The sequence below is a fragment of the Rhizobium sp. SAFR-030 genome (assembly GCF_059415005.1).
The window spans coordinates 113,846-132,189 of sequence record NZ_JBPFDO010000002.1; the positions used below are offsets into that span (position 1 = coordinate 113,846).

An 18,344-nucleotide genomic window follows, 5' to 3' on the forward strand; every position below is an offset into this window, starting at 1 on the left:
ATCACGCAGCCCGTGGTCCGGCGGGCGTCGCCGCCGGCCGGACCATTTCTGCCGTTTCCCACTTCGGAAGTCCCATGGAATTTGCGATCATCTCAACGCTGAACGGCGTCACCTACGGCCTGCTGCTGTTCATGGTCTCGGCCGGCCTGACGCTCATCTTCGGCATGATGGGAGTCCTGAACTTCGCGCATGCGTCGTTCTACATGCTGGGTGCTTACGTCGCCTACGCCGTCTCGTCGCTGTTCGGCTTCTGGGCAGGGATCGTCGTCGCACCGATCTTCGTCGGATTGACGGGGATGGCGGTCGAGCGCTTCCTGCTTCCGCGGGTCCATGCGCACGGCCATGCCCACGAACTGCTCCTGACGTTCGGGCTTGCGCTGATCATCGAGGAGCTGGTCAAGCTGTTCTTCGGCGATTTTCCGGTGAACTACCAGATGCCGAGCGGCATGCGGTTCTCCGCCTTCCAGATCTTCGGCGCCGACTATCCCTTCTACCGGCTGTTCATCGGCGGCGTGGCGGTGTTGATGTTCACGCTCCTGTGGCTGCTGCTGACGCGGACCCGGACCGGCATCGTCGTGCGAGCAGCCGAACGCTTGCCGGCCATGGCAGAGGCGCTGGGTCACAACATCCCGCTCGTCTTCATGTTCGTCTTCGGGTCCGGCGCCGCACTTGCCGGACTGGCCGGCGCCGTGGCGGGAGCCTTCTATCCGACCAACCCGAACATGGGGATCGAGCTCGGCGTCATCGTCTTCGTCGTGGTCGTCGTCGGCGGGCTCGGCTCGCTCAAGGGGTCGCTGGTCGCCTCGCTGCTGATCGGCCTGTTCTCGTCTTTCGCGGTCGGCCTGGACTGGTCGTTGGCAAACCTCTTCGGCTTCGTCGGCCTCGGTGACTGGTCGACCTCGGTTGGTGGTTTGATGACTCTCCAACTGTCGTCGATCAGCGCCACGATCCCCTTCGCACTGATGCTGCTCGTGCTGCTGGTCCGCCCGGCGGGACTGATGGGCGAGCGCAACTGAGATGGTCTCGATGCGAAACATTTTCATTGTCGTCGTTCTGGTGCTGATGCTCGCCCTTCCACCATTCCTGGGCGCCGCCTGGCAGAACGCGCTCGTCAACCTGCTGATCGCAAGCCTCTTCGCGCTGGCATTCAACCTGCTGATGGGGCAGGCCGGGCTGCTCTCTTTCGGGCACGCCGCCTATTTCGGGATAGGGGCATTCGCCGCCCTCCATCTGATGATCGCGATCGAGGGCGGGTTCGCCTTCCCGACGCCGCTGGTGCCACTGGCAGGGGCCGCCGCGGGCCTTCTGCTCGGGCTTTTCGCCGGCTATTTCGCCACGATGCGATCCGGCGTCTACTTCGCTCTGGTGACGCTTGCGATCGCCGAGCTCTTCCACTCGCTGGCGCCGCAGCTGAAAGGGATGTTCGGCGGCGAATCCGGCGTCTCGTCGATGAGGATGCCCTGGAGCGGTATCATCTTCGGCTCGACGATCGAGGTCTATTACCTGACGCTCGGATGGGTCCTGCTCTGCGGCCTCGGCCTCTGGGCCTATACGCGCACACCGTTCGGCCGGCTGACGCTAGCCTTGCGCGACAACGAGCAGCGCGTGCGCTTCCTCGGCTACAATGCGCATTCCGCCAAGGTGGTGGTCTTCTCGATCTCGGCAATGACGGCCGGGATCGCCGGCTCGCTGCTGGCCATCTCCAACGAAACCGCAAACTACTCGCTGTTTGCCAGCGACGTCTCGGCGCAGGTCGTCCTGCACACGTTCGTCGGCGGCTCGACCGTCTTCCTCGGTCCGGTGATCGGCGCCGTGGCCTTCACGCTGTTCTCGTTTCTGGTGTCCGACCTCACGCGATCCTGGGTCTTCTACCAGGGCCTGATCTTCGTGCTGGTGATGCTCTTCGCGCCGACCGGTATCGGCGGTGTCGTGCAGCATCACATCCACAACCGGCACCGCCTCGACTGGCCACGCCTTTCGCGGCCTTACCTGCTGGCGCTCGGCGCAGGACTGCTGTTGACGGCAGGCGTGGTCTTCCTCACCGAGACCGTCGCCGTCCTGTTCGGAGAGGAATACGCCAGGATGCGTCGGAGCGCCGGCGGTGGCCTGCCCGATTACCAGCTGTTCGGGGCAGACTGGCATCCGACCGGCATTCTCACCTGGCTTGTGCCCCTGGTGCTGCTCGCCGGCGGTGGTGCCATCCTTTTTTACGCCAGGCGGCGGATCGCTGCCCTGTGGGAACACAAGAGCGAGGACGTCGGCAACGCGGCTGAGCCTGCTTCCGTGCGAGGTGTGGTATGACTGAAATGATGACAGACCAGCCGGCACTGCGGCTTGCCGCCGTGACCAAGTCGTTCGGCCCGATACGGGTCATTCAGGACCTGGACCTCGACATCCGGGCAGATGAACGCCACGCGGTGATTGGTCCGAACGGGGCCGGCAAGTCCACGCTCTTCAACCTGATTTCCGGCATGTTCCAGCCATCGTCCGGCGAGATCTCGCTGAATGGACGCAGCATCGGCGGCCTCTCGCCGCACCGAATCAACCGTGCCGGACTGGCGCGATCGTTCCAGATCACCAACATCTTCCACCGCCTAAGCGTGTTCGAGAACCTGCGCATCGGCGTGCTTGCCCGCCACGGGATCCGCTATGGGCTGTTCCGCCCCGTGTCGGTCATGAAGGCGGTCAACTTGGAAACAGCCGAGGTTCTGTCGCGGGTTGGCCTGGAGGCGCGCGGTCACGATCTTGCAGGCGATCTCACCTATTCCGAACAGAGGGCACTGGAGATCGGCATGACCTTGACGACCGGGGCCGACGTGATCCTGCTCGATGAGCCGACCGCCGGCATGTCCCGTGAGGAGACCGCGCAGGCCGTGCAACTGATCCGCTCGGTCACCGAAGGCAAGACGCTTCTGATGGTCGAGCATGACATGAGCGTCGTCTTCAGTCTCTGCGATCGGGTTTCCGTGCTGGTCTACGGGAACATCCTGGCGACCGATACGCCCGAACGGATCAGCGCCAATCGCGACGTACAGGAAGCCTATCTTGGCCAGGAGGCGTCATGAGCCTGCTCGAAGTAAAGGGGCTGCACGCCCACTACGGCAAGAGCCACATCCTGCATGGGATCGATATGGAGATCCCTGGATCCACCATTGTTTCGCTGCTCGGTCGCAACGGGTCGGGCCGCTCGACGCTGCTGAAGGCGATCATGGGCCTTGTGCCGCCGACCGCCGGAACGGTGACGCTGGACGGACTGCCGCTCGCCGGTCAGCGGCCTTACGGCATCTGCCGCCATGGCATCGGCTATGTGCCCGAGGAACGGCTGGTCTTCCCCAACCTGACGGTCGAGGAAAATCTGGCGATGGGTGTCCAGAAGGGCGCGCCCGGAGCCCATCGCTGGTCGGTGGGAGAAATGTACGACTATTTCCCTCGGCTGAAGGAGCGGCGTGCCATCCGGGCGGGCTACCTGTCGGGAGGCGAGCAGCAGATGCTGACCATCTGCCGGTCGCTGCTCGGCAATCCCCGCGTGCTGCTGATCGACGAGCCGACCGAGGGATTGGCGCCGAAGATCGTCGAGGTGGTAATGGAAGTGATCCTCGACATCGGCCGGCGCGGCGTCGCCGTGCTGCTGGTCGAACAGAAGCTCACCATCGCGCTCAAGGTCGCCCAGCAGGTCATGGTCATGGGCCATGGAGAACTGGTGTTTCAGGGCACGCCCGGCGAACTCGACGCGGCACCCGAGGTGCGCCGCAACTGGCTTGAGGTCGCCTGACATGGCCTTGCTTCTAGACATGCATCGACGGGATAGAAAATGAGCATGATTGAAAGGATGCGGCCGCGTGCCGGCCTCCGGGTTCTTGTCACCGCAGGCGCCTCGGGGATCGGTGCGGCGATCGCCGGCGCCTTCCTCGAAGCCGAGGCGAAGGTACTGATCTGCGACATCGACGCGGTGGCGCTTGCCGCTTTCGCCGAACAACATCCAAAGGTGGAGACGCTCCTCGCGGATATTTCGAACGAGGCGCAGGTCGACGCGCTGCTCGACGCCGCGTCCACTCGGCTGGGAGGGCTCGACGTACTGGTCAACAATGCCGGGATCGCCGGACCGACCGGCGCCATCGACGAACTCTCGGTTGAAGACATCCGCCGTACTCTCGATATCGACCTGATGGGCCAGTTCCTGGTGCTGCGGCGTGCCGCGCCGTTGCTGCGCGTCAGCGATGCCGGATTGATCCTCAACATCTCGTCGGTTGCCGGCCGCCTGGGCTATGCGCTGCGCACGCCGTATTCGGCGGCCAAATGGGGCATTGTCGGGCTGACGCAGAGCCTCGCCAAGGAGATGGGTCCGGACGGGATCCGCGTCAACGCCATCCTGCCGGGGGTGGTGCGTGGCGCCCGCATCGAAGGCGTCATCCGTGATCGGGCCATCGCCGCAGGCATCAGCTACGCGGAGATGGAGGCGCAATATCTCTCCAACATCTCGCTCCGCCGCATGGTCGAGCCGGAGGATGTCGCGGCCACCGCGCTGTTCCTCGCCTCTCCAGGAGGCGCCAACATTTCCGGGCAGGCAATCAGCGTGTGCGGCAATGTCGAAAATATCTGACAGCAAGGAGTGAGAACATGGCCAGATCATCCCGCAAGGTCATCGTCACCTGCGCCATCACCGGCGGCATCCATACCCCCAGCATGTCTCCTCATCTGCCGGTGAGCGCCGACCACATCGCCGCGGACGCGATAGAGGCTGCAGAGGCCGGCGCGGCGATCCTCCATCTGCATGCGCGCAATCCCGCTGACGGCCGACCGACGCAGGATCCCGCCGCCTTTGCCGCCTTCCTGCCGCGCATCAAACAGGCGACGGGCGCTGTGCTGAACCTCACGACCGGCGGCAGCCCTACGATGACGGTAGAGGAGCGTTTGCAACCAGCGCTGAAGTTCGCTCCAGAGGTGGCATCGCTCAACATGGGATCGATGAACTTCGGCCTCTATCCGATGCTCGGCCGGTACGAAAAATTCCAGCATGACTGGGAGCCGGAGTATCTGGAGAAGACCCGCGATACGGTATTCAAGAACACCTTCAAGGACATCGAGCACATCCTTCGGCACTGCGGCGGCAACGGCACGCGGTTCGAATTCGAATGCTACGACACCAGCCACCTCTATACCCTGGCGCATTTCCGAGACCGCGGGCTAGTGGAGGGGCCGCTGTTCATCCAGACAGTGTTCGGAATTCTCGGCGGGATCGGCACCCACCCAGACGACGTGTCGCATATGAAGCGCACCGCCGACCGGTTGTTCGGTGACAGCTATGTCTGGTCGGTGCTCGGTGCCGGGCGCCACCAGTTGCCGATCACCACGATGGCGGCGGCGATGGGCGGCAACGTCCGGGTTGGCCTGGAGGATTCGCTGTGGGACGGTCCGGGCCGGCTAGCGACCTCCAATGCCGTTCAGGTCCGCCGCATCCGCCAGGTTCTGGAGGGTCTCGGCCTGGAGATTGCAACGCCCGACGAAGCGCGCGACATGCTGGCGCTGAAGGGCGCCGACCGGGTGAACTTCTAGGCACCGGACGACAACAGGAGAGACACGGCATGCAGGGTGAATTCGAGGGACGGGTGGCGATCGTCACCGGCGCCGGTGCCGGCCTCGGCCGATGTCACGCGCTGGCGCTGGCCCGTGCCGGTGCAAAAGTCGTCGTCAACGACATGGCCGGGCCGGACGGTTCCGTCGGAGAGGCGGCACGATCGGTGGTGCTCGAGATCGAGGCATCGGGAGGCGAAGCGGTGGCCGAGCCTGCCGACGTTGCGTCGTTCGCCGATGTCGCGGCGATGATGGCGCGCGTCGATTCCCGCTGGGGCCGGATCGACATCCTCGTCAACAATGCCGGCATCCTGCGCGACCGATCTTTCGCCAAGATGGATATGGCGGATTTCGACAAGGTCGTCGCCGTGCATCTGCTCGGGTCCGCCAACTGCTGTCGCGCGGTATGGGAGCGGATGTGCCGGCAGGGCTACGGGCGGATCGTCCTCACCACCTCCTGTTCCGGTCTCTACGGCAATTTCGGCCAGGCGAACTACGCTGCCGCCAAAACCGGGATGATCGGCCTGATGGCGACGCTGCAGCAGGAGGGGTCGAGATACGGTATCCGGGTCAACTGCCTGTCGCCTTTGGCGACGACGACCATGACCGAGGGATTGTTTACGGCGGAAGATGCCGCGCGGCTCGCGCCCGAAGCTGTTTCCCCCGCGGTCGTCTTCATGGCCTCGGAACAGGCGCCCGAAAAGACGATCATCGGCGCCGGCGCCGGTGTCTTCACCGTGGTCCACCTTGTCGAGACGCAAGGCGTCTACCTGCCGCCGGAAGCGCGCAGCCCGCAGGACTTCCGCACCGCCTTCGCCGCGATGAGCGATATCTCCACGGCGCGTCATTTCGACACGGGCTTCGATCAGGCGGCCGGCTTCATCCAGACGGCCAATCGGGCGCGGGGCGCCGCCGCCTGAGGGGCGCGGAGTGGCTGGCTGTCAGTACGGAGGGGAGGCGGGCAAAGCAAATTCCGAGCGCGGTGACCGAGGAGGTCGGTCTGCGTGCCGGCCGGGCCGTTGAGCGCGGCTGACCTAGCTGGATCCGTCGTTCGTGTTCGGTGACTTTACAGCGAGGATATGGCGCAGACGGGTATCGCGCTCTTCGGCCAGTGCCTGCACCGAGCGGTCTGCGTAGCAGCGCTCGACAGCGTCCGTGACCCGCGCCTGCAGCGCCTTGTTGGGTACCGGCGCTCCAAGTTCGCCCCATAGCTTGTCCTGCATCGGCGCGAACATGTCCCAGAACCCCTGCATGCCTCTGTCGCCTCCGGCCAGCCGATAGGTGAGGAGCGGCCCCATCAGCGCCCAGCGCAGGCCAGGCCCCTCGGTCACCGCCCGGTCAATGTCCTCGGCCGATGCTACGCCGCTGTCGAGCAGGTGGATGGCTTCGCGGAAGATCGCCGCCTGCAGGCGATTGGCGACATGCCCATAGATCTCCTTCTGCAGCCGCACGGGAACCTTGCCGAGGCGTGTGTAGAAGCTTTCGGCGCGAGACAGTGCAGCCTCCGCCGTTTTTGCGCCGCCCGCGACTTCCACCAGCGGCACCAGATGCGGCGGGTTGAACGGGTGGCCGAGAACAACGCGCTGCGGATGCGCGCAGGCGCTCTGCATGTCGGTCACCGAAATCGCCGAAGAGCTGGAGGCGATGACGACGTCCGCAGGTGTCGCGGCATCGATGCGGCGCATCAGCTCGATCTTGGCATCCAGCCGCTCGATGGCATTTTCCTGGACAAACCCGGTCTCCGCACAGGCCTCTTCGAGTTCGGCAGTGAAGCGCAGCGATCCACGCCGGGCATGATCGAGCACGGACTGCGGCAGGGATTTCCAGCAGCGATCGACTGCTGCGGTAAGCGCAGTTTCGGCTCCGTCTCGGATATCTGTGGCAACCACGTTCAGCCCGTGCGCCAGAAACAGGCAGGTCCAGCTTGCCCCGATGATACCGGTGCCGACCACGGTGACCGTGCTGATGTCGTCCGTCTCCACAAGCAACCCTCCTGTTACGCGCCGAGCGATCGGGATCCGATCCGACGCCACCCTCCGCCGTCGAATCCCTGGCGTCTTGGATAGCACGCAAGCTCTTGAGGTCCCAAGAATTCCGTCGGATTTTGGGTTGCTCCGACACTCTATCTACGCCTGTGGAAGGCACGGTCTGCTTGGGGGGCCTAAAGGTAACGATCGAGGCGTTCGCGCCTGAGACCGTTCCCCCGGATCCTTCCTGGCGGAGGGCGGAACCCGTTTTGACAGACGGCGGGATTGACACTTCCAGCCTCACCGTTATTCTCTTATAAAAAGTTATACAACATAATAGTGGAACAGATGAAACGGGAGCATAAGATGAAGTTCAAGATTGCATTGCTACTGGCGACAGCCCTGGTTGCTGCACCGTCGATCCTCTCGGCCCAGGAAAAGGGCGGCGTGATCAACGTCGCAACGATCGGCGAACCACCGACGCTCGACCCCATGGCCTCGACCGCCGACCTTGTCGGGATGACGACGCAGCACATTTTCGAAACGCTGTTTACCTTCGATGCTGAGTGGAAGGTCATTCCGCTGCTGGCCGAAACGATGCCCGTCATCTCGGCCGACGGCAAGACCTACGACATCACCCTGCGCAAGGACGTCAAATTTCACGACGGCACGACAATGACCTCGGCCGATGCCGTGGCTTCCATCGAACGGTGGATGTCGATCGCCTCGCGCGGCAAGCAGGCGGCACCCTATATCGAAAGAGTGGAGGCGACCGGCGACCTGTCGCTGAAGATCACGCTCAAATCTTCCTACGCGCCGCTGATGTCGCTGCTCGCCTTCAATAACTCGGCCGCCGTCATCCTGCCGAAGGCCAACCTCGCCGATCCGCTGACCAAAATCATCGGCACCGGTCCTTACATGCTGAAGGAACGCAAAGCCGACCAGTATATCCAGCTCGTCCGCTTCGATGGCTACAAGGCCCGCAGCGAGAAGGCTTCGGGCTTCGGTGGTGCGCGCAAGGCGATCCTCGACGAGATCCGCTTCGTTCCGGTACCCGACGCCAATACCCGCCTGCAGGGGGCCGTCTCCGGGCAGTTCGACTACACGGATTCGATCGCTCCAGAGAATTTCGACCGGCTGAAGGCCTCCACCGCCTCACAGCCGGTGGTGCTGAAGCCGTTCGGCGCGCCGGTGTTCGTCATGAACATGAAGGAGGGCATGATGACAAGCAAGGTGCTGCGCCATGCCATCCAGGTGGCGCTGAACCCGGAAGACATGCTGCTCGCCGCCTTCGGCAATCCCGAATTCTTTGCCGTCGACGGGGCGCTCTATCCCGAAGGCTATGTCTGGCACACCAAGGAAGGCATCGAGCGCTACGGTTCCGGCGATCCCGAAGCCGCCGCCAAGCTGATGAAGGAAGCCGGCTACGATGGCAAGCCGGTGCGCATCCTCACCAGCCGGCAATACGAGTTCCACTACAAGATGGCGCAGGTCGCCGCCGAGTACCTGAAGGCGGCGGGCTTTGCCGTCGACCTGCAGGTGTTCGACTGGGCGACGCTGACGCAGCGTCGCGCGGACCCGGCCCAGTGGGACATCTTCATCACTCACGGCCCGTTCCCGGCAGACCCGGCACTCAACGGCTGGATGTCCGACAGCTATCCCGGATGGTGGGCGAACGACGCCAAGCATGCGGCCGTCGACCCGTTCCTCGCCGAGCCCGACCTGCAGAAGCGCATCGCGCTGTTCGGCGCGGTGCAGAAAACCTTCTACGAGGAGGCGCCGGTGTTCAAGGTCGGCGATTTCAACGCGCTGAGTGCCGAGGCGAAGACGCTGCACAACGTCCAGCCCTCGCCGTGGCCGTACTTCTGGAACGTCACCACCGACAAAAAGTGAATCATTGCGCCGGCGCATCCCATCGCGCCGGCTTTTTCTTGAATCCCTGTTTTCTGAATTTTTGAGCGATAGCCATGACGAGAGCCTTTCCCGCCGACTTCCTCTGGGGCGTTGCCGCCTCTGCCTTCCAGACCGAGGGCGCCGTCCACGCGGACGGCCGCGGCCAGAGCGTCTGGGACACCTATGCCCACACGCCAGGCCGCACGACCAACGGTGATACAGCCGACATCGCCTGCGACCACTACCACCGCTACCCGGAAGACATCGAACTGATGCGGGGACTGGGGGTCAAGGCCTACCGCCTGTCGACCGCCTGGCCGCGGATATACCCCGACGGCGACGGACAGCTGAACAGCCGCGGGCTGGATTTCTACGACCGGGTGATCGACCTCCTCCTCCACGAGGGTATCGAGCCGTGGATCTGCCTCCACCACTGGGACATGCCGGTCTCGGTGGAAGAACGGGGCGGATGGCGCAGCCGCGACACGGCAAAAATGTTCGCTGACTACAGCGCCACCGTCATCCGTCACTTCGGCGACCGGGTGAAGCGCTTTGCGCCGATCAACGAGCCCAATGTCATTCCCTGGGTTGCCTACAATGTCGGCCGCCATGCGCCGGGCAGGCAGGACTACCAGTCGAGCCTGAAGGCGATCCATAACCTCAATCTTGCCCACGGACTGACGGTAAAGGCGGTGCGCGCCGAAGCCCCAACCGCCGAGGTTGGCAACATCGTGTCGCTCGGGCCCGTCCGTCCGCACTATGACGATGCCGCGCATGAAGAGGCCCGCATCCTCGGCGATTGCCTCTGGCGCCGGATGCTGGTCGATCCGCTGTGGCTCGGGACATATCCGGACCCGCTCGCCAAGGAGATGGAGCCGCTGATCCAGCAGAACGACATGCAGGACATCAGCCAGAAGATGGATTTCTTCGGCCTCAACCACTATAATCCGGTGTTTGTCGGACCCAATCCTAATACGACCTTCGGCGTCGCCGAAACCGCGCCGCCGACGGGCATGGGGCCGCTGACGGACGTCAACTGGGTCGTCGATCCGGCAGCTTTCCTGGAGCAGATCCGCGATACAAGTTCCCGCTATGGAAAGCCCACCATCTACATCACCGAGAACGGCGCCTCCTACCCCGACGCGCTCACCAGCGCACGCGAGGTGATCGACAACGACCGGATCGCCTATTTCCACCAGTATCTCGACAAACTGCTCGACGCGATCGACGAGGGCCACGACATCCGCGGCTACTTCGCCTGGTCGCTGATGGACAATTTCGAATGGGGACGAGGCTTCTCCAAGCGCTTCGGCCTCGTTTACGTCGACTACCCGACCCTTCAGCGCATCCCGAAGAGATCCTACTACTGGCTGCGGGACACAATCACAGCCAATGCCATCTGATGCCGACGGGGGCAAAGCGGGTGGCGGATTGACACCAGCTGTTGCTGCGGTATTCTACAATTAACAAGCATAATACATAATAATGGAACAACGAACCGGGAGACTTCGACATGAGGATGAAACTTGCGTTCCTTGCCGCCACGGCGCTGATCATCGCACCGTCCCTCACACTTGCTGCCGAGAAGGGCGGCGTCATCAACGTTGCGACCATCGGCGAACCGCCGACGCTCGATCCGATGGCCTCGACCGCCGATCTGGTCGGCATCGTTACCCAGCACATGTTCGAAACGCTCTACACGTTCGACAAGAACTGGAAGACGGTGCCGCTTTTGGCCGAAGCCATGCCGGAGATCAGCGCCGACGGCAAAACCTACACGATCAAGCTGAGGAACGGCATCAAATTTCATGACAGGTCGGACATGGCGTCGGACGACGTCGTCGCCTCGCTGAACCGCTGGGTGAAGGTCGCCTCGCGCGGCAAACAGGCAGCAGCCTTCCTCGACAAGGTCACTGCGACCGACCCCTCTACCGTGACGATCACGCTGAAGCAGCCCTATGCACCGCTCGTTTCGCTGCTCGCCTTCAACAATTCCGCGGCGATCATCCTGCCGTCGGAAAAGCAGGACGAGCCGATGAAGGATTTCATCGGTACCGGCCCCTACATGCTGAAGGAACGCAAGGCCGACCAGTATATCCAGCTGACCCGCTTCGACGGCTACACGCCGCGTTCGGGCGAAAGCGACGGATACGGCGGCGCCCGCCATCAGTATCTCGACGAAATCCGCTTCGTGCCGGTGCCGGACGCCAACACCCGCGTCGAGGCGGCGATCTCTGGTCAATACGATTATATCGACTCCATTCCGGTCGAATCCTTCGAGAAGGTGAAGGCGTCGTCGGCTGTCGAGCCGCTGGTGCTGAAGCCATTCGGCTATCCGGTCTTCGTCTTCAACACGGCCGAAGGCGTTGCCAAGGACGTTGCCATCCGCAAGGCGATCCGCCAGGCGCTTAGCATGGAAGACATGATGGCTGCAGCTTTTGGCAGCACGGACTTTTACGCGCTCGACGGCAATATCTACCCGAAGAACTTTGTCTGGAGCACGGATGCCGGGGTCGAGGGCAGCTATAACCTCGCCGATCCGGAGGGTGCAGCCGCGGCTGCCAAGGCTGCCGGCTACGACGGCAAGCCGATCCGCATCCTGACCAGCCGCCAATACGAGTTCCACTACAAGATGGCGCAGGTTGCGGCGGAATACCTGAAGCTTGCCGGCTTTACCGTCGACATGCAGGTCGTCGATTGGGCAACGCTCACCCAGCGGCGCGCCGACAAGGGCCTCTGGGATATCTACATCACCCACAGCCCGTTCCTGCCCGAGCCGGCGCTGATCGGTTCGCTTGCGCCGACCTCGCCCGGCTGGTGGGACACGCCGCTGCGCAAGCAGACGGTCGAGGCATTCTCTGCTGAGCCGGACGCAGACAAGCGGGTCGCGCTCTGGGCCGACGTGCAGAAGGCCATGTATGCCGAGATCCCCTACATGAAGATCGGTGACTTCAACGCCGTCTCGGCCAAGTCCAAGAAGGTCGAAGGCGTCGAGCCCGCTCCGTGGCCCTACTTCTGGAACGCCTCCATCAAGAAGTAATTCATATCGACGATCCCGTAGCCGCCATCGGGCGGCGCCGGGTTCAAGACTGTTCTCTTCGCGGCAGCCGTCGCGAAGACACGGGAAGCCAGATACATGATCCGTTACATTTTCCAGCGCCTGGCCGGCATGATCGTCGTGATGTTCCTCGTCGTGACCATCGTCTTCGTCATCGTCCGCGTTACCCCCGGCGATCCGGCCGCCGTCATGCTCGGGCCTGATGCCTCGGCGCAGGACATCGCCGACCTGCGCGTCCGGCTGGGTCTCGATCAGCCGCTGGTGGTGCAGTATGTCTACTACATCGGCCAGATGCTGAAAGGCGATCTGGGGCAGTCGATCTTCCTCAATATGCCGGTCGCATCGGCTCTCCTGGACCGCGCTGAGCCGACCTTCTTCCTGACGCTGTTCTCGCTGGCCATTGCCACCGTCATCGCGCTGCCGATCGGCATCTATGCCGCCTATCGGCGCGGCTCCTTCGTCGACCAGGCCGCGACCACGATCGCCATGCTGGCCGCCAGCATTCCGAGTTTCTGGCTCGGCCTCATTCTGATGCAGTTCTTTGCCGTGCGGCTGAACCTGTTTCCGGTCTCCGGTTACGGCGGTCCGGGTTCCAGCTTCGCCGACCGCATGTATCATCTGACGCTGCCGGCATTTGCGCTCGGCATCGTCTCCTCGGCGCTGATCCTGCGGTTTACCCGCGCCTCGATGCTCGACGTGCTGGGTGACGACTACATCCGTACCGCCCGCGCCAAGGGGCTGATCGAGCGCCGCGTCATCCTCAAGCACGCCTTGAAGAATGCGCTGATCCCGATCCTCACCGTCATCGGCCTGACCGCTGCCGTGCTGATCTCCGGTGCCGTCGTCACCGAGACCGTGTTCGGGCTTCCGGGTGTCGGCAGCCTCGTCGTCTCGGCCGTTCTGCGGCGCGACTATCCGGTCATCCAGGGCGCGCTGCTGGTTATCGCGGCGCTCTACGTTCTCATCAATTTCGCGATCGACATGCTCTATCTGCTGATCGATCCGCGCGTACGTTACTGAGGGGCGTGACCGATGACAGATATCGCGACCACCACACCCACACCTGCCGTCAGCGAGAACGTGAAATTCCTGCGGCGCTTCCTCAAACGCAAGACCGTGGCGGTCGGCCTGGTCGTGCTGGTGATCTTCGTCGTGCTCGCGGTGCTCGCGCCTTGGATCGCACCCTATTCGCCGTCCAAGCTGTCGATCGTCAACCGGCTGAAGCCGCCAAGCGAACCGTTCTGGTTTGGAACCGATGAATTCGGCCGCGACGTGTTTTCGCGCACCATTTATGCCGGCCGGCTGTCGCTGCTGGTCGGAGCCTCGGTGGTCGTGCTGTCGGCAGCGATTGGCGTGACGCTCGGCCTGCTTGCCGGCTTCTTCCAGAAGCTCGACACCCCGATTGCCCGCCTCATCGACGCGATGATGGCGTTTCCGGACATCCTGCTCGCCATCGCTCTGGTGGCAGCGCTCGGTCCGTCGCTGACGACGGTCATCGTCGCGCTGTCGATCGTCTACTCGCCGCGGCTTGCCCGCATCGTGCGCGCCTCGACGCTGGTTATCCGCGAACTTCCTTACGTGGAGGCGGCGCAGGCGCTCGGCATTTCGACCTTCCACATCATGACGCGCCACGTGCTGCGCAACCTGCTGTCGCCGATCCTCGTCCAGGGGACCTTCCTGTTTGCCAGCGCCATGCTGGCGGAGGCCGGCCTGTCCTTCCTGGGCCTCGGCGTCAGTCCCGAAATTCCGACCTGGGGAACCATGATCGCCGGCGGCCGCCAGTATATCGGGCAGGCCGACTGGATGACCTATTTCCCGGGCTTTGCCATCATTCTTTCCGTGCTCTCGCTGCAGATGGTCGGCGACGGGTTGCGGGACATGCTCGATCCAAGACTGCGAAGGGATTTGTGATATGAACGGCCACACGGGAAAGCCGCTCCTCCTCACCAACATCAAGCCGATGGCCTTCGGCGCCACTGCTGAAGGCGGCACCACCGATATCCTGATCGGCGGCGACGGCAAGATTGCTGCGATCGGCCAATCGATTGACGCTCCCGCCGACGCGGAGCGCATCGACGGAAAGGGCGCCTGGATCTCGCCAGGCTGGGTGGATCTGCACGTACATATCTGGCACGGCGGCACCGACATCTCGATCCGTCCGTCGGAATGCGGCGCCGAGCGCGGCGTCACCACGCTGGTCGATGCGGGTTCGGCAGGCGAGGCCAACTTCCACGGCTTTCGCGAGTACATCATCGAGCCGTCGCGTGAACGCATCAAGGCGTTCCTGAACCTCGGTTCGATCGGTCTCGTCGCCTGCAACCGGGTGCCGGAACTGCGCGACATCAAGGACATCGATCTCGATCGCATCCTCGAATGCTACGCGGAGAACAGCGAGCATATCGTCGGCATCAAGGTGCGCGCCAGCCACGTCATCACCGGTTCCTGGGGCGTGACGCCGGTGAAGCTCGGCAAGAAGATCGCCAAGATCCTCAAGGTGCCGATGATGGTGCATGTCGGCGAGCCGCCGGCGCTCTACGACGAGGTGCTGGAAATTCTCGGCCCCGGCGACGTCGTCACCCACTGCTTCAACGGCAAGTCCGGCTCGTCGATCATGGAGGACGAGGATCTCTTCAACCTCGCCGAACGCTGCGCCTCGGAAGGCGTGCGTCTCGATATCGGCCATGGCGGCGCGTCGTTCTCGTTCAAGGTGGCGGAAGCAGCGATCGCCAGGGGCCTGCTGCCGCATTCGATCTCGACCGACCTTCACGGGCATTCGATGAACTTCCCGGTCTGGGACCTGGCAACGACGATGTCGAAACTGCTGTCGGTCGGCATGCCGTTCGACAAGGTCGTCAACGCTGTTACCCACGCACCGGCAGAAGTCATCCGTCTCGACATGGAAAACCGGCTGTCGGTCGGCCAGCGCGCCGACTTCACGATCTTCGACCTGATCGATGCCGATCTCGAGGCGACAGATTCCAACGGCGATGTCTCGCAGCTGAAGCAGCTGTTCGAGCCGCGCTACGCGATCATCGGATCAGAAGCGATCACCGCCAGCCGCTATATCCCGCGGGCACGCAAGCTGGTGCGTCATAGCCACGGCTATTCCTATCGCTGAGCCATCCAACACATCGCATGACCCAATTCGCATGACACAGGAGTTCGCGTGACACAGGTATCGACCAAAACCGGCGCCGAGGCGACCACGCCGATCGCACGGCTCGCCGCGCTGGGCATCGAGCTGCCGCCCGCGCCGCCGCCGATCGCCAATTTTGTCACCCACGTGATCGAGGGCAACATGCTCTATCTCTCGGGGCAGGGGCCCCGCGAGGCCGATGGCTTCATGCACACCGGCAAGGTCGGCGCCGCCGTGAGTGCCGAGAAGGCCTACGACGACGCGCGCCTGACGGGCATCAACCTTCTGGCCGTCATGCACGACGCGCTTGGCGACCTGTCGCGCGTCAAGCGGGTGGTGAAGCTCCTCGGCATGGTCAATGCCGCACCGGATTTCGGTGATCACCCGCAGGTCATCAACGGCTGTTCGGACCTCTTCAATGCCGTGTTCGGTGAAGCCGGGCGGCATGCGCGCTCGGCCGTCGGTTTCGGTTCGCTGCCCGGCAACATTACGGTCGAGATCGAAGCGATCGTTGCATTGCACGATTGATCAGCGGGGAGAGACGGTCAGTGGTTGCGCCAGCCCATCAGCTTTTCGATCCGAGCCGCCGAGGCCTTGACGCGTTCGGCGTAGCCGGTTTCGTCGGCGAAGGCCTTCTGTTCGGGAAGGACGATGGAGATGGTCGCGACGCAGTCACCCTTGCCGTCGACGATCGGCGAGGCGATGCACGCGACGGCGTAATCGGATTCGCCGGCCTGGACCGAGAGCCGCTCCTCGAAGGCCTTGGCGGCGGCCTCCGACAGTTCAGCCGGATCGATCGTAGCGCGGCCGGTCGGCGAGATGCGCGCACCGCGTTTGAACAGGTCGATGCGCTCGGCTTCCGCCATGTGGCCGACCAGCAGGCGACCCGACGCCGTCCAATTCAGCGGAACCCGCGTGCCGACGCGCGAGGTGACCTGAAAGTGGCTCGGGCCATCGGCCATGGCCAGCACCAGCATGTGCTCGGCGTCGCGACCGCAGACTTGCACCGTCTCGCCCGTCTCGCGGCAAAGATCGTGCATTTCGTGGGTGGCGACGCTCATGAAGTCCAGCGATCGGGCGTAGGCGAGACCGTAGTGATAGAGCCGCGCGCCAAGCCACAGCGTCCCGTCGGCATTGCGGGCCAGCATGTTCTTGTCGACGAGATCGTCGATGATCACGTACACGGTGGAGAGCGGCGCCTTGACCGCCTTGGCGATCGCGTAAGCTCCCGCCGGAGATCCCGTCTCGTAGAGGTAATCGATCACCTGCAGGGCGCGGTCGATGCCACTGACCCGCGAACGGCGCTGCTTGCCGTCGTCTGCCACGCCAGGCGCAGCGTCGGAAAGTGCGTCCGACCGAGATGCCGTCATATCCAAGCTCGCACTCCTGCGCTCCACTCTATCTATTGCATTACTATGGCATAGGGCCTCGCCCGGCAATCGAAATCAGCGCCGGCTTCGGCGCCACACTCTGGAGAATGACATGTCCGACGATATTCGCACGAAACTCGGCCTTCGCCCGGTGATCAACGTGTCGGGGACGATGACCGGCCTGGGCGCCTCGATCGTCGTGCCGGAAGCCATCGCCGCGATGACGGCGATCCTGCCGCAGTTCGTCGAGGTCAACGACCTGCAGCGCAAGGCAAGCGCCGTGATCGCCCGGCTGACCGGCGGTGAAGCGGGCTTCGTCACGGCATCCTGCTCTTCGGGCATCAGCCTTGCGGTTGCCGGCACAATCACCGGGCCGGATCTGCTGGCGATCGAGAAGCTGCCGGAAATCTCGACGCCGAAGAACGAGGTCCTCCTGCAGATGGGCCATGTCGTCAGCTACGGCGCGCCCGTCGACCAGGCGATCCGCATCGCCGGCGGCAAGACCCTGATGATCGGCCAGGCGACATCGACGCATCGCTATCACATGGAGAACGCCATCACCGACCGCACGGCGGCTGCCGTATACGTCGTGTCGCACCATGTCGTCGATTACGGCCTGCTGAACCTCAAGGAGTTCGTCGAAATCGCCCATGCCAAGGGCGTGCCGGTGATTGTCGATGCGGCATCGGAATACGACCTCAAGATCTTCCTCGATCAGGGCGCCGATATCGTGATCTACTCCGGGCACAAATTTTTGGGCGGCCCAACATCCGGCGTCGTCGCCGGGCGCAAGGACCTCGTGCGCAACGCATTCCTGCAGAACATGGGGATCGGCCGTGGCATGAAGGTTGGCAAGGAAAGCATCTTTGGCGTCATGGCGGCGCTGGAGGCCTGGGAAAACCGCGATCACGTCGGCATCCGCGAGCGGGAAACCGGGTACCTGAACCTCTGGAAGCAGACGCTGGATGGCCGCCCGGGCGTCACGGCGCTGATCGAACCCGACCCCACCAACAACCCGCTCGACCGTATGCGCGTGATCATCAAGGCTGAGGAGGCGCATATCACCGCCTGGGATCTGGCGGCTGCGCTGCGCAACGGCAGCCCACCGATCATCGTGCGCGATCATGAGGTCGAGCACCACTACTTCTACCTCGACCCGTGCAATCTGCATCCCGGCCAGGAGACGGTGGTGGCCCAGCGTCTGTCGGAAGAACTCGACAAGGCGCGCGCCTCCAACGAGATCATCGCCACGGCCATCGAGGATCTGGCGCGCCACCGATTTGATGGTGCGCTGCGCTGGCCGGATTGAGCAGGATAGAGCCCGCCCCAGCCCCCTCCCCACAAGCGGG

17 protein-coding genes are annotated in these 18,344 nt (G+C 63.6%); 15 read left to right on the plus strand and 2 right to left on the minus strand.

Going from position 1 to position 18,344, the window contains the following annotated elements; all coding sequences use genetic code 11:
- Positions 1 to 74 precede the first annotated feature (74 nt).
- The 7 genes from ACR65N_RS06310 to ACR65N_RS06340 are packed head-to-tail and all read left to right on the plus strand — an operon-like array spanning position 75 to position 6,491.
- Positions 75 to 1,016, plus strand: a complete 942-nt coding sequence (locus ACR65N_RS06310; RefSeq protein ID WP_440456236.1) for a branched-chain amino acid ABC transporter permease — start codon at positions 75 to 77, stop codon at positions 1,014 to 1,016.
- A gap of 1 nt (position 1,017) precedes the next feature.
- Positions 1,018 to 2,301 carry a branched-chain amino acid ABC transporter permease gene (locus tag ACR65N_RS06315; RefSeq protein WP_440456237.1) on the plus strand — a complete coding sequence of 428 codons (1,284 nt, stop codon included), beginning with the start codon at positions 1,018 to 1,020 and terminating at the stop codon, positions 2,299 to 2,301.
- Between the two features lie 8 nt (positions 2,302 to 2,309).
- On the plus strand, positions 2,310 to 3,065 hold the full coding sequence (locus tag ACR65N_RS06320; protein ID WP_440456779.1) for an ABC transporter ATP-binding protein: 756 nt from the start codon (positions 2,310 to 2,312) through the stop codon (positions 3,063 to 3,065).
- Positions 3,062 to 3,772, plus strand: a complete 711-nt coding sequence (locus ACR65N_RS06325) for an ABC transporter ATP-binding protein (RefSeq protein ID WP_440456238.1) — start codon at positions 3,062 to 3,064, stop codon at positions 3,770 to 3,772. The genes ACR65N_RS06320 and ACR65N_RS06325 overlap by 4 nt, the downstream gene beginning before the upstream one ends.
- 39 nt (positions 3,773 to 3,811) lie before the next feature.
- Complete coding sequence (locus tag ACR65N_RS06330; protein ID WP_440456239.1) at positions 3,812 to 4,600, plus strand: SDR family oxidoreductase; 789 nt, start codon at positions 3,812 to 3,814, stop codon at positions 4,598 to 4,600.
- Positions 4,601 to 4,617: 17 nt separating this feature from the next.
- Complete coding sequence (gene kce / locus ACR65N_RS06335) at positions 4,618 to 5,553, plus strand: 3,5-dioxohexanoate:acetyl-CoA acetone transferase (protein ID WP_440456240.1); 936 nt, start codon at positions 4,618 to 4,620, stop codon at positions 5,551 to 5,553.
- A gap of 29 nt (positions 5,554 to 5,582) precedes the next feature.
- Complete coding sequence (locus tag ACR65N_RS06340; protein ID WP_440456242.1) at positions 5,583 to 6,491, plus strand: SDR family NAD(P)-dependent oxidoreductase; 909 nt, start codon at positions 5,583 to 5,585, stop codon at positions 6,489 to 6,491.
- 114 nt (positions 6,492 to 6,605) lie between these two features.
- Here ACR65N_RS06340 and ACR65N_RS06345 read toward each other — a convergent pair whose 3' ends face one another.
- The gene (locus ACR65N_RS06345) at positions 6,606 to 7,553 is read right to left on the minus strand and encodes a 3-hydroxyacyl-CoA dehydrogenase NAD-binding domain-containing protein (protein WP_440456243.1); all 948 of its coding nucleotides are present in this window, start codon (positions 7,551 to 7,553) and stop codon (positions 6,606 to 6,608) included.
- 351 nt (positions 7,554 to 7,904) lie between these two features.
- Here ACR65N_RS06345 and ACR65N_RS06350 point away from each other — a divergent pair, with 351 nt between their 5' ends.
- The 7 genes from ACR65N_RS06350 (at position 7,905) to ACR65N_RS06380 (ending at position 16,153) form a co-directional block, all read left to right on the plus strand.
- Entirely contained in the window at positions 7,905 to 9,431 is a 1,527-nt protein-coding gene (locus ACR65N_RS06350; protein ID WP_440456244.1) for an ABC transporter substrate-binding protein, read from the plus strand.
- Positions 9,432 to 9,505: 74 nt separating this feature from the next.
- The gene (locus ACR65N_RS06355; RefSeq protein WP_440456245.1) at positions 9,506 to 10,834 is read left to right on the plus strand and encodes a GH1 family beta-glucosidase; all 1,329 of its coding nucleotides are present in this window, start codon (positions 9,506 to 9,508) and stop codon (positions 10,832 to 10,834) included.
- A 110-nt stretch (positions 10,835 to 10,944) separates the two neighbouring features.
- Positions 10,945 to 12,471: an ABC transporter substrate-binding protein gene (locus ACR65N_RS06360; RefSeq protein WP_440456247.1), complete on the plus strand. Its 1,527-nt coding sequence runs from the start codon at positions 10,945 to 10,947 to the stop codon at positions 12,469 to 12,471.
- 96 nt (positions 12,472 to 12,567) lie between these two features.
- Complete coding sequence (locus tag ACR65N_RS06365; protein ID WP_430306620.1) at positions 12,568 to 13,509, plus strand: ABC transporter permease; 942 nt, start codon at positions 12,568 to 12,570, stop codon at positions 13,507 to 13,509.
- Positions 13,510 to 13,521: 12 nt separating this feature from the next.
- Positions 13,522 to 14,400 (plus strand): ABC transporter permease, encoded by an 879-nt coding sequence (locus ACR65N_RS06370; protein WP_440456249.1) that lies wholly within the window; start codon positions 13,522 to 13,524, stop codon positions 14,398 to 14,400.
- 1 nt (position 14,401) lies between these two features.
- Entirely contained in the window at positions 14,402 to 15,607 is a 1,206-nt protein-coding gene (locus ACR65N_RS06375; RefSeq protein ID WP_440456251.1) for an amidohydrolase/deacetylase family metallohydrolase, read from the plus strand.
- Between the two features lie 48 nt (positions 15,608 to 15,655).
- Positions 15,656 to 16,153: a RidA family protein gene (locus tag ACR65N_RS06380; protein ID WP_430306623.1), complete on the plus strand. Its 498-nt coding sequence runs from the start codon at positions 15,656 to 15,658 to the stop codon at positions 16,151 to 16,153.
- Positions 16,154 to 16,170: 17 nt separating this feature from the next.
- Here ACR65N_RS06380 and ACR65N_RS06385 read toward each other — a convergent pair whose 3' ends face one another.
- Positions 16,171 to 16,995, minus strand: coding sequence for an IclR family transcriptional regulator (locus ACR65N_RS06385; protein ID WP_430307320.1), 825 nt, complete (start codon positions 16,993 to 16,995; stop codon positions 16,171 to 16,173).
- Between the two features lie 112 nt (positions 16,996 to 17,107).
- Here ACR65N_RS06385 and ACR65N_RS06390 point away from each other — a divergent pair, with 112 nt between their 5' ends.
- On the plus strand, positions 17,108 to 18,304 hold the full coding sequence (locus tag ACR65N_RS06390) for an aminotransferase class V-fold PLP-dependent enzyme (protein ID WP_440456252.1): 1,197 nt from the start codon (positions 17,108 to 17,110) through the stop codon (positions 18,302 to 18,304).
- Positions 18,305 to 18,344 lie beyond the last annotated feature (40 nt).

What these genes read in the sequence shown, in the direction of transcription:
- ACR65N_RS06310 (WP_440456236.1), top strand. Translation starts at nt 75, where the DNA reads ATGGAATTTGCGATCATCTCAACGCTGAACGGCGTCACCTACGGCCTG.
- ACR65N_RS06315 (WP_440456237.1), top strand. Translation starts at nt 1,018, where the DNA reads ATGGTCTCGATGCGAAACATTTTCATTGTCGTCGTTCTGGTGCTGATG.
- ACR65N_RS06320 (WP_440456779.1), top strand. Translation starts at nt 2,310, where the DNA reads ATGACAGACCAGCCGGCACTGCGGCTTGCCGCCGTGACCAAGTCGTTC.
- ACR65N_RS06325 (WP_440456238.1), top strand. Translation starts at nt 3,062, where the DNA reads ATGAGCCTGCTCGAAGTAAAGGGGCTGCACGCCCACTACGGCAAGAGC.
- ACR65N_RS06330 (WP_440456239.1), top strand. Translation starts at nt 3,812, where the DNA reads ATGAGCATGATTGAAAGGATGCGGCCGCGTGCCGGCCTCCGGGTTCTT.
- kce (WP_440456240.1), top strand. Translation starts at nt 4,618, where the DNA reads ATGGCCAGATCATCCCGCAAGGTCATCGTCACCTGCGCCATCACCGGC.
- ACR65N_RS06340 (WP_440456242.1), top strand. Translation starts at nt 5,583, where the DNA reads ATGCAGGGTGAATTCGAGGGACGGGTGGCGATCGTCACCGGCGCCGGT.
- ACR65N_RS06350 (WP_440456244.1), top strand. Translation starts at nt 7,905, where the DNA reads ATGAAGTTCAAGATTGCATTGCTACTGGCGACAGCCCTGGTTGCTGCA.
- ACR65N_RS06355 (WP_440456245.1), top strand. Translation starts at nt 9,506, where the DNA reads ATGACGAGAGCCTTTCCCGCCGACTTCCTCTGGGGCGTTGCCGCCTCT.
- ACR65N_RS06360 (WP_440456247.1), top strand. Translation starts at nt 10,945, where the DNA reads ATGAGGATGAAACTTGCGTTCCTTGCCGCCACGGCGCTGATCATCGCA.
- ACR65N_RS06365 (WP_430306620.1), top strand. Translation starts at nt 12,568, where the DNA reads ATGATCCGTTACATTTTCCAGCGCCTGGCCGGCATGATCGTCGTGATG.
- ACR65N_RS06370 (WP_440456249.1), top strand. Translation starts at nt 13,522, where the DNA reads ATGACAGATATCGCGACCACCACACCCACACCTGCCGTCAGCGAGAAC.
- ACR65N_RS06375 (WP_440456251.1), top strand. Translation starts at nt 14,402, where the DNA reads ATGAACGGCCACACGGGAAAGCCGCTCCTCCTCACCAACATCAAGCCG.
- ACR65N_RS06385 (WP_430307320.1), bottom strand. Translation starts at nt 16,995, where the DNA reads ATGACGGCATCTCGGTCGGACGCACTTTCCGACGCTGCGCCTGGCGTG.
- ACR65N_RS06390 (WP_440456252.1), top strand. Translation starts at nt 17,108, where the DNA reads ATGTCCGACGATATTCGCACGAAACTCGGCCTTCGCCCGGTGATCAAC.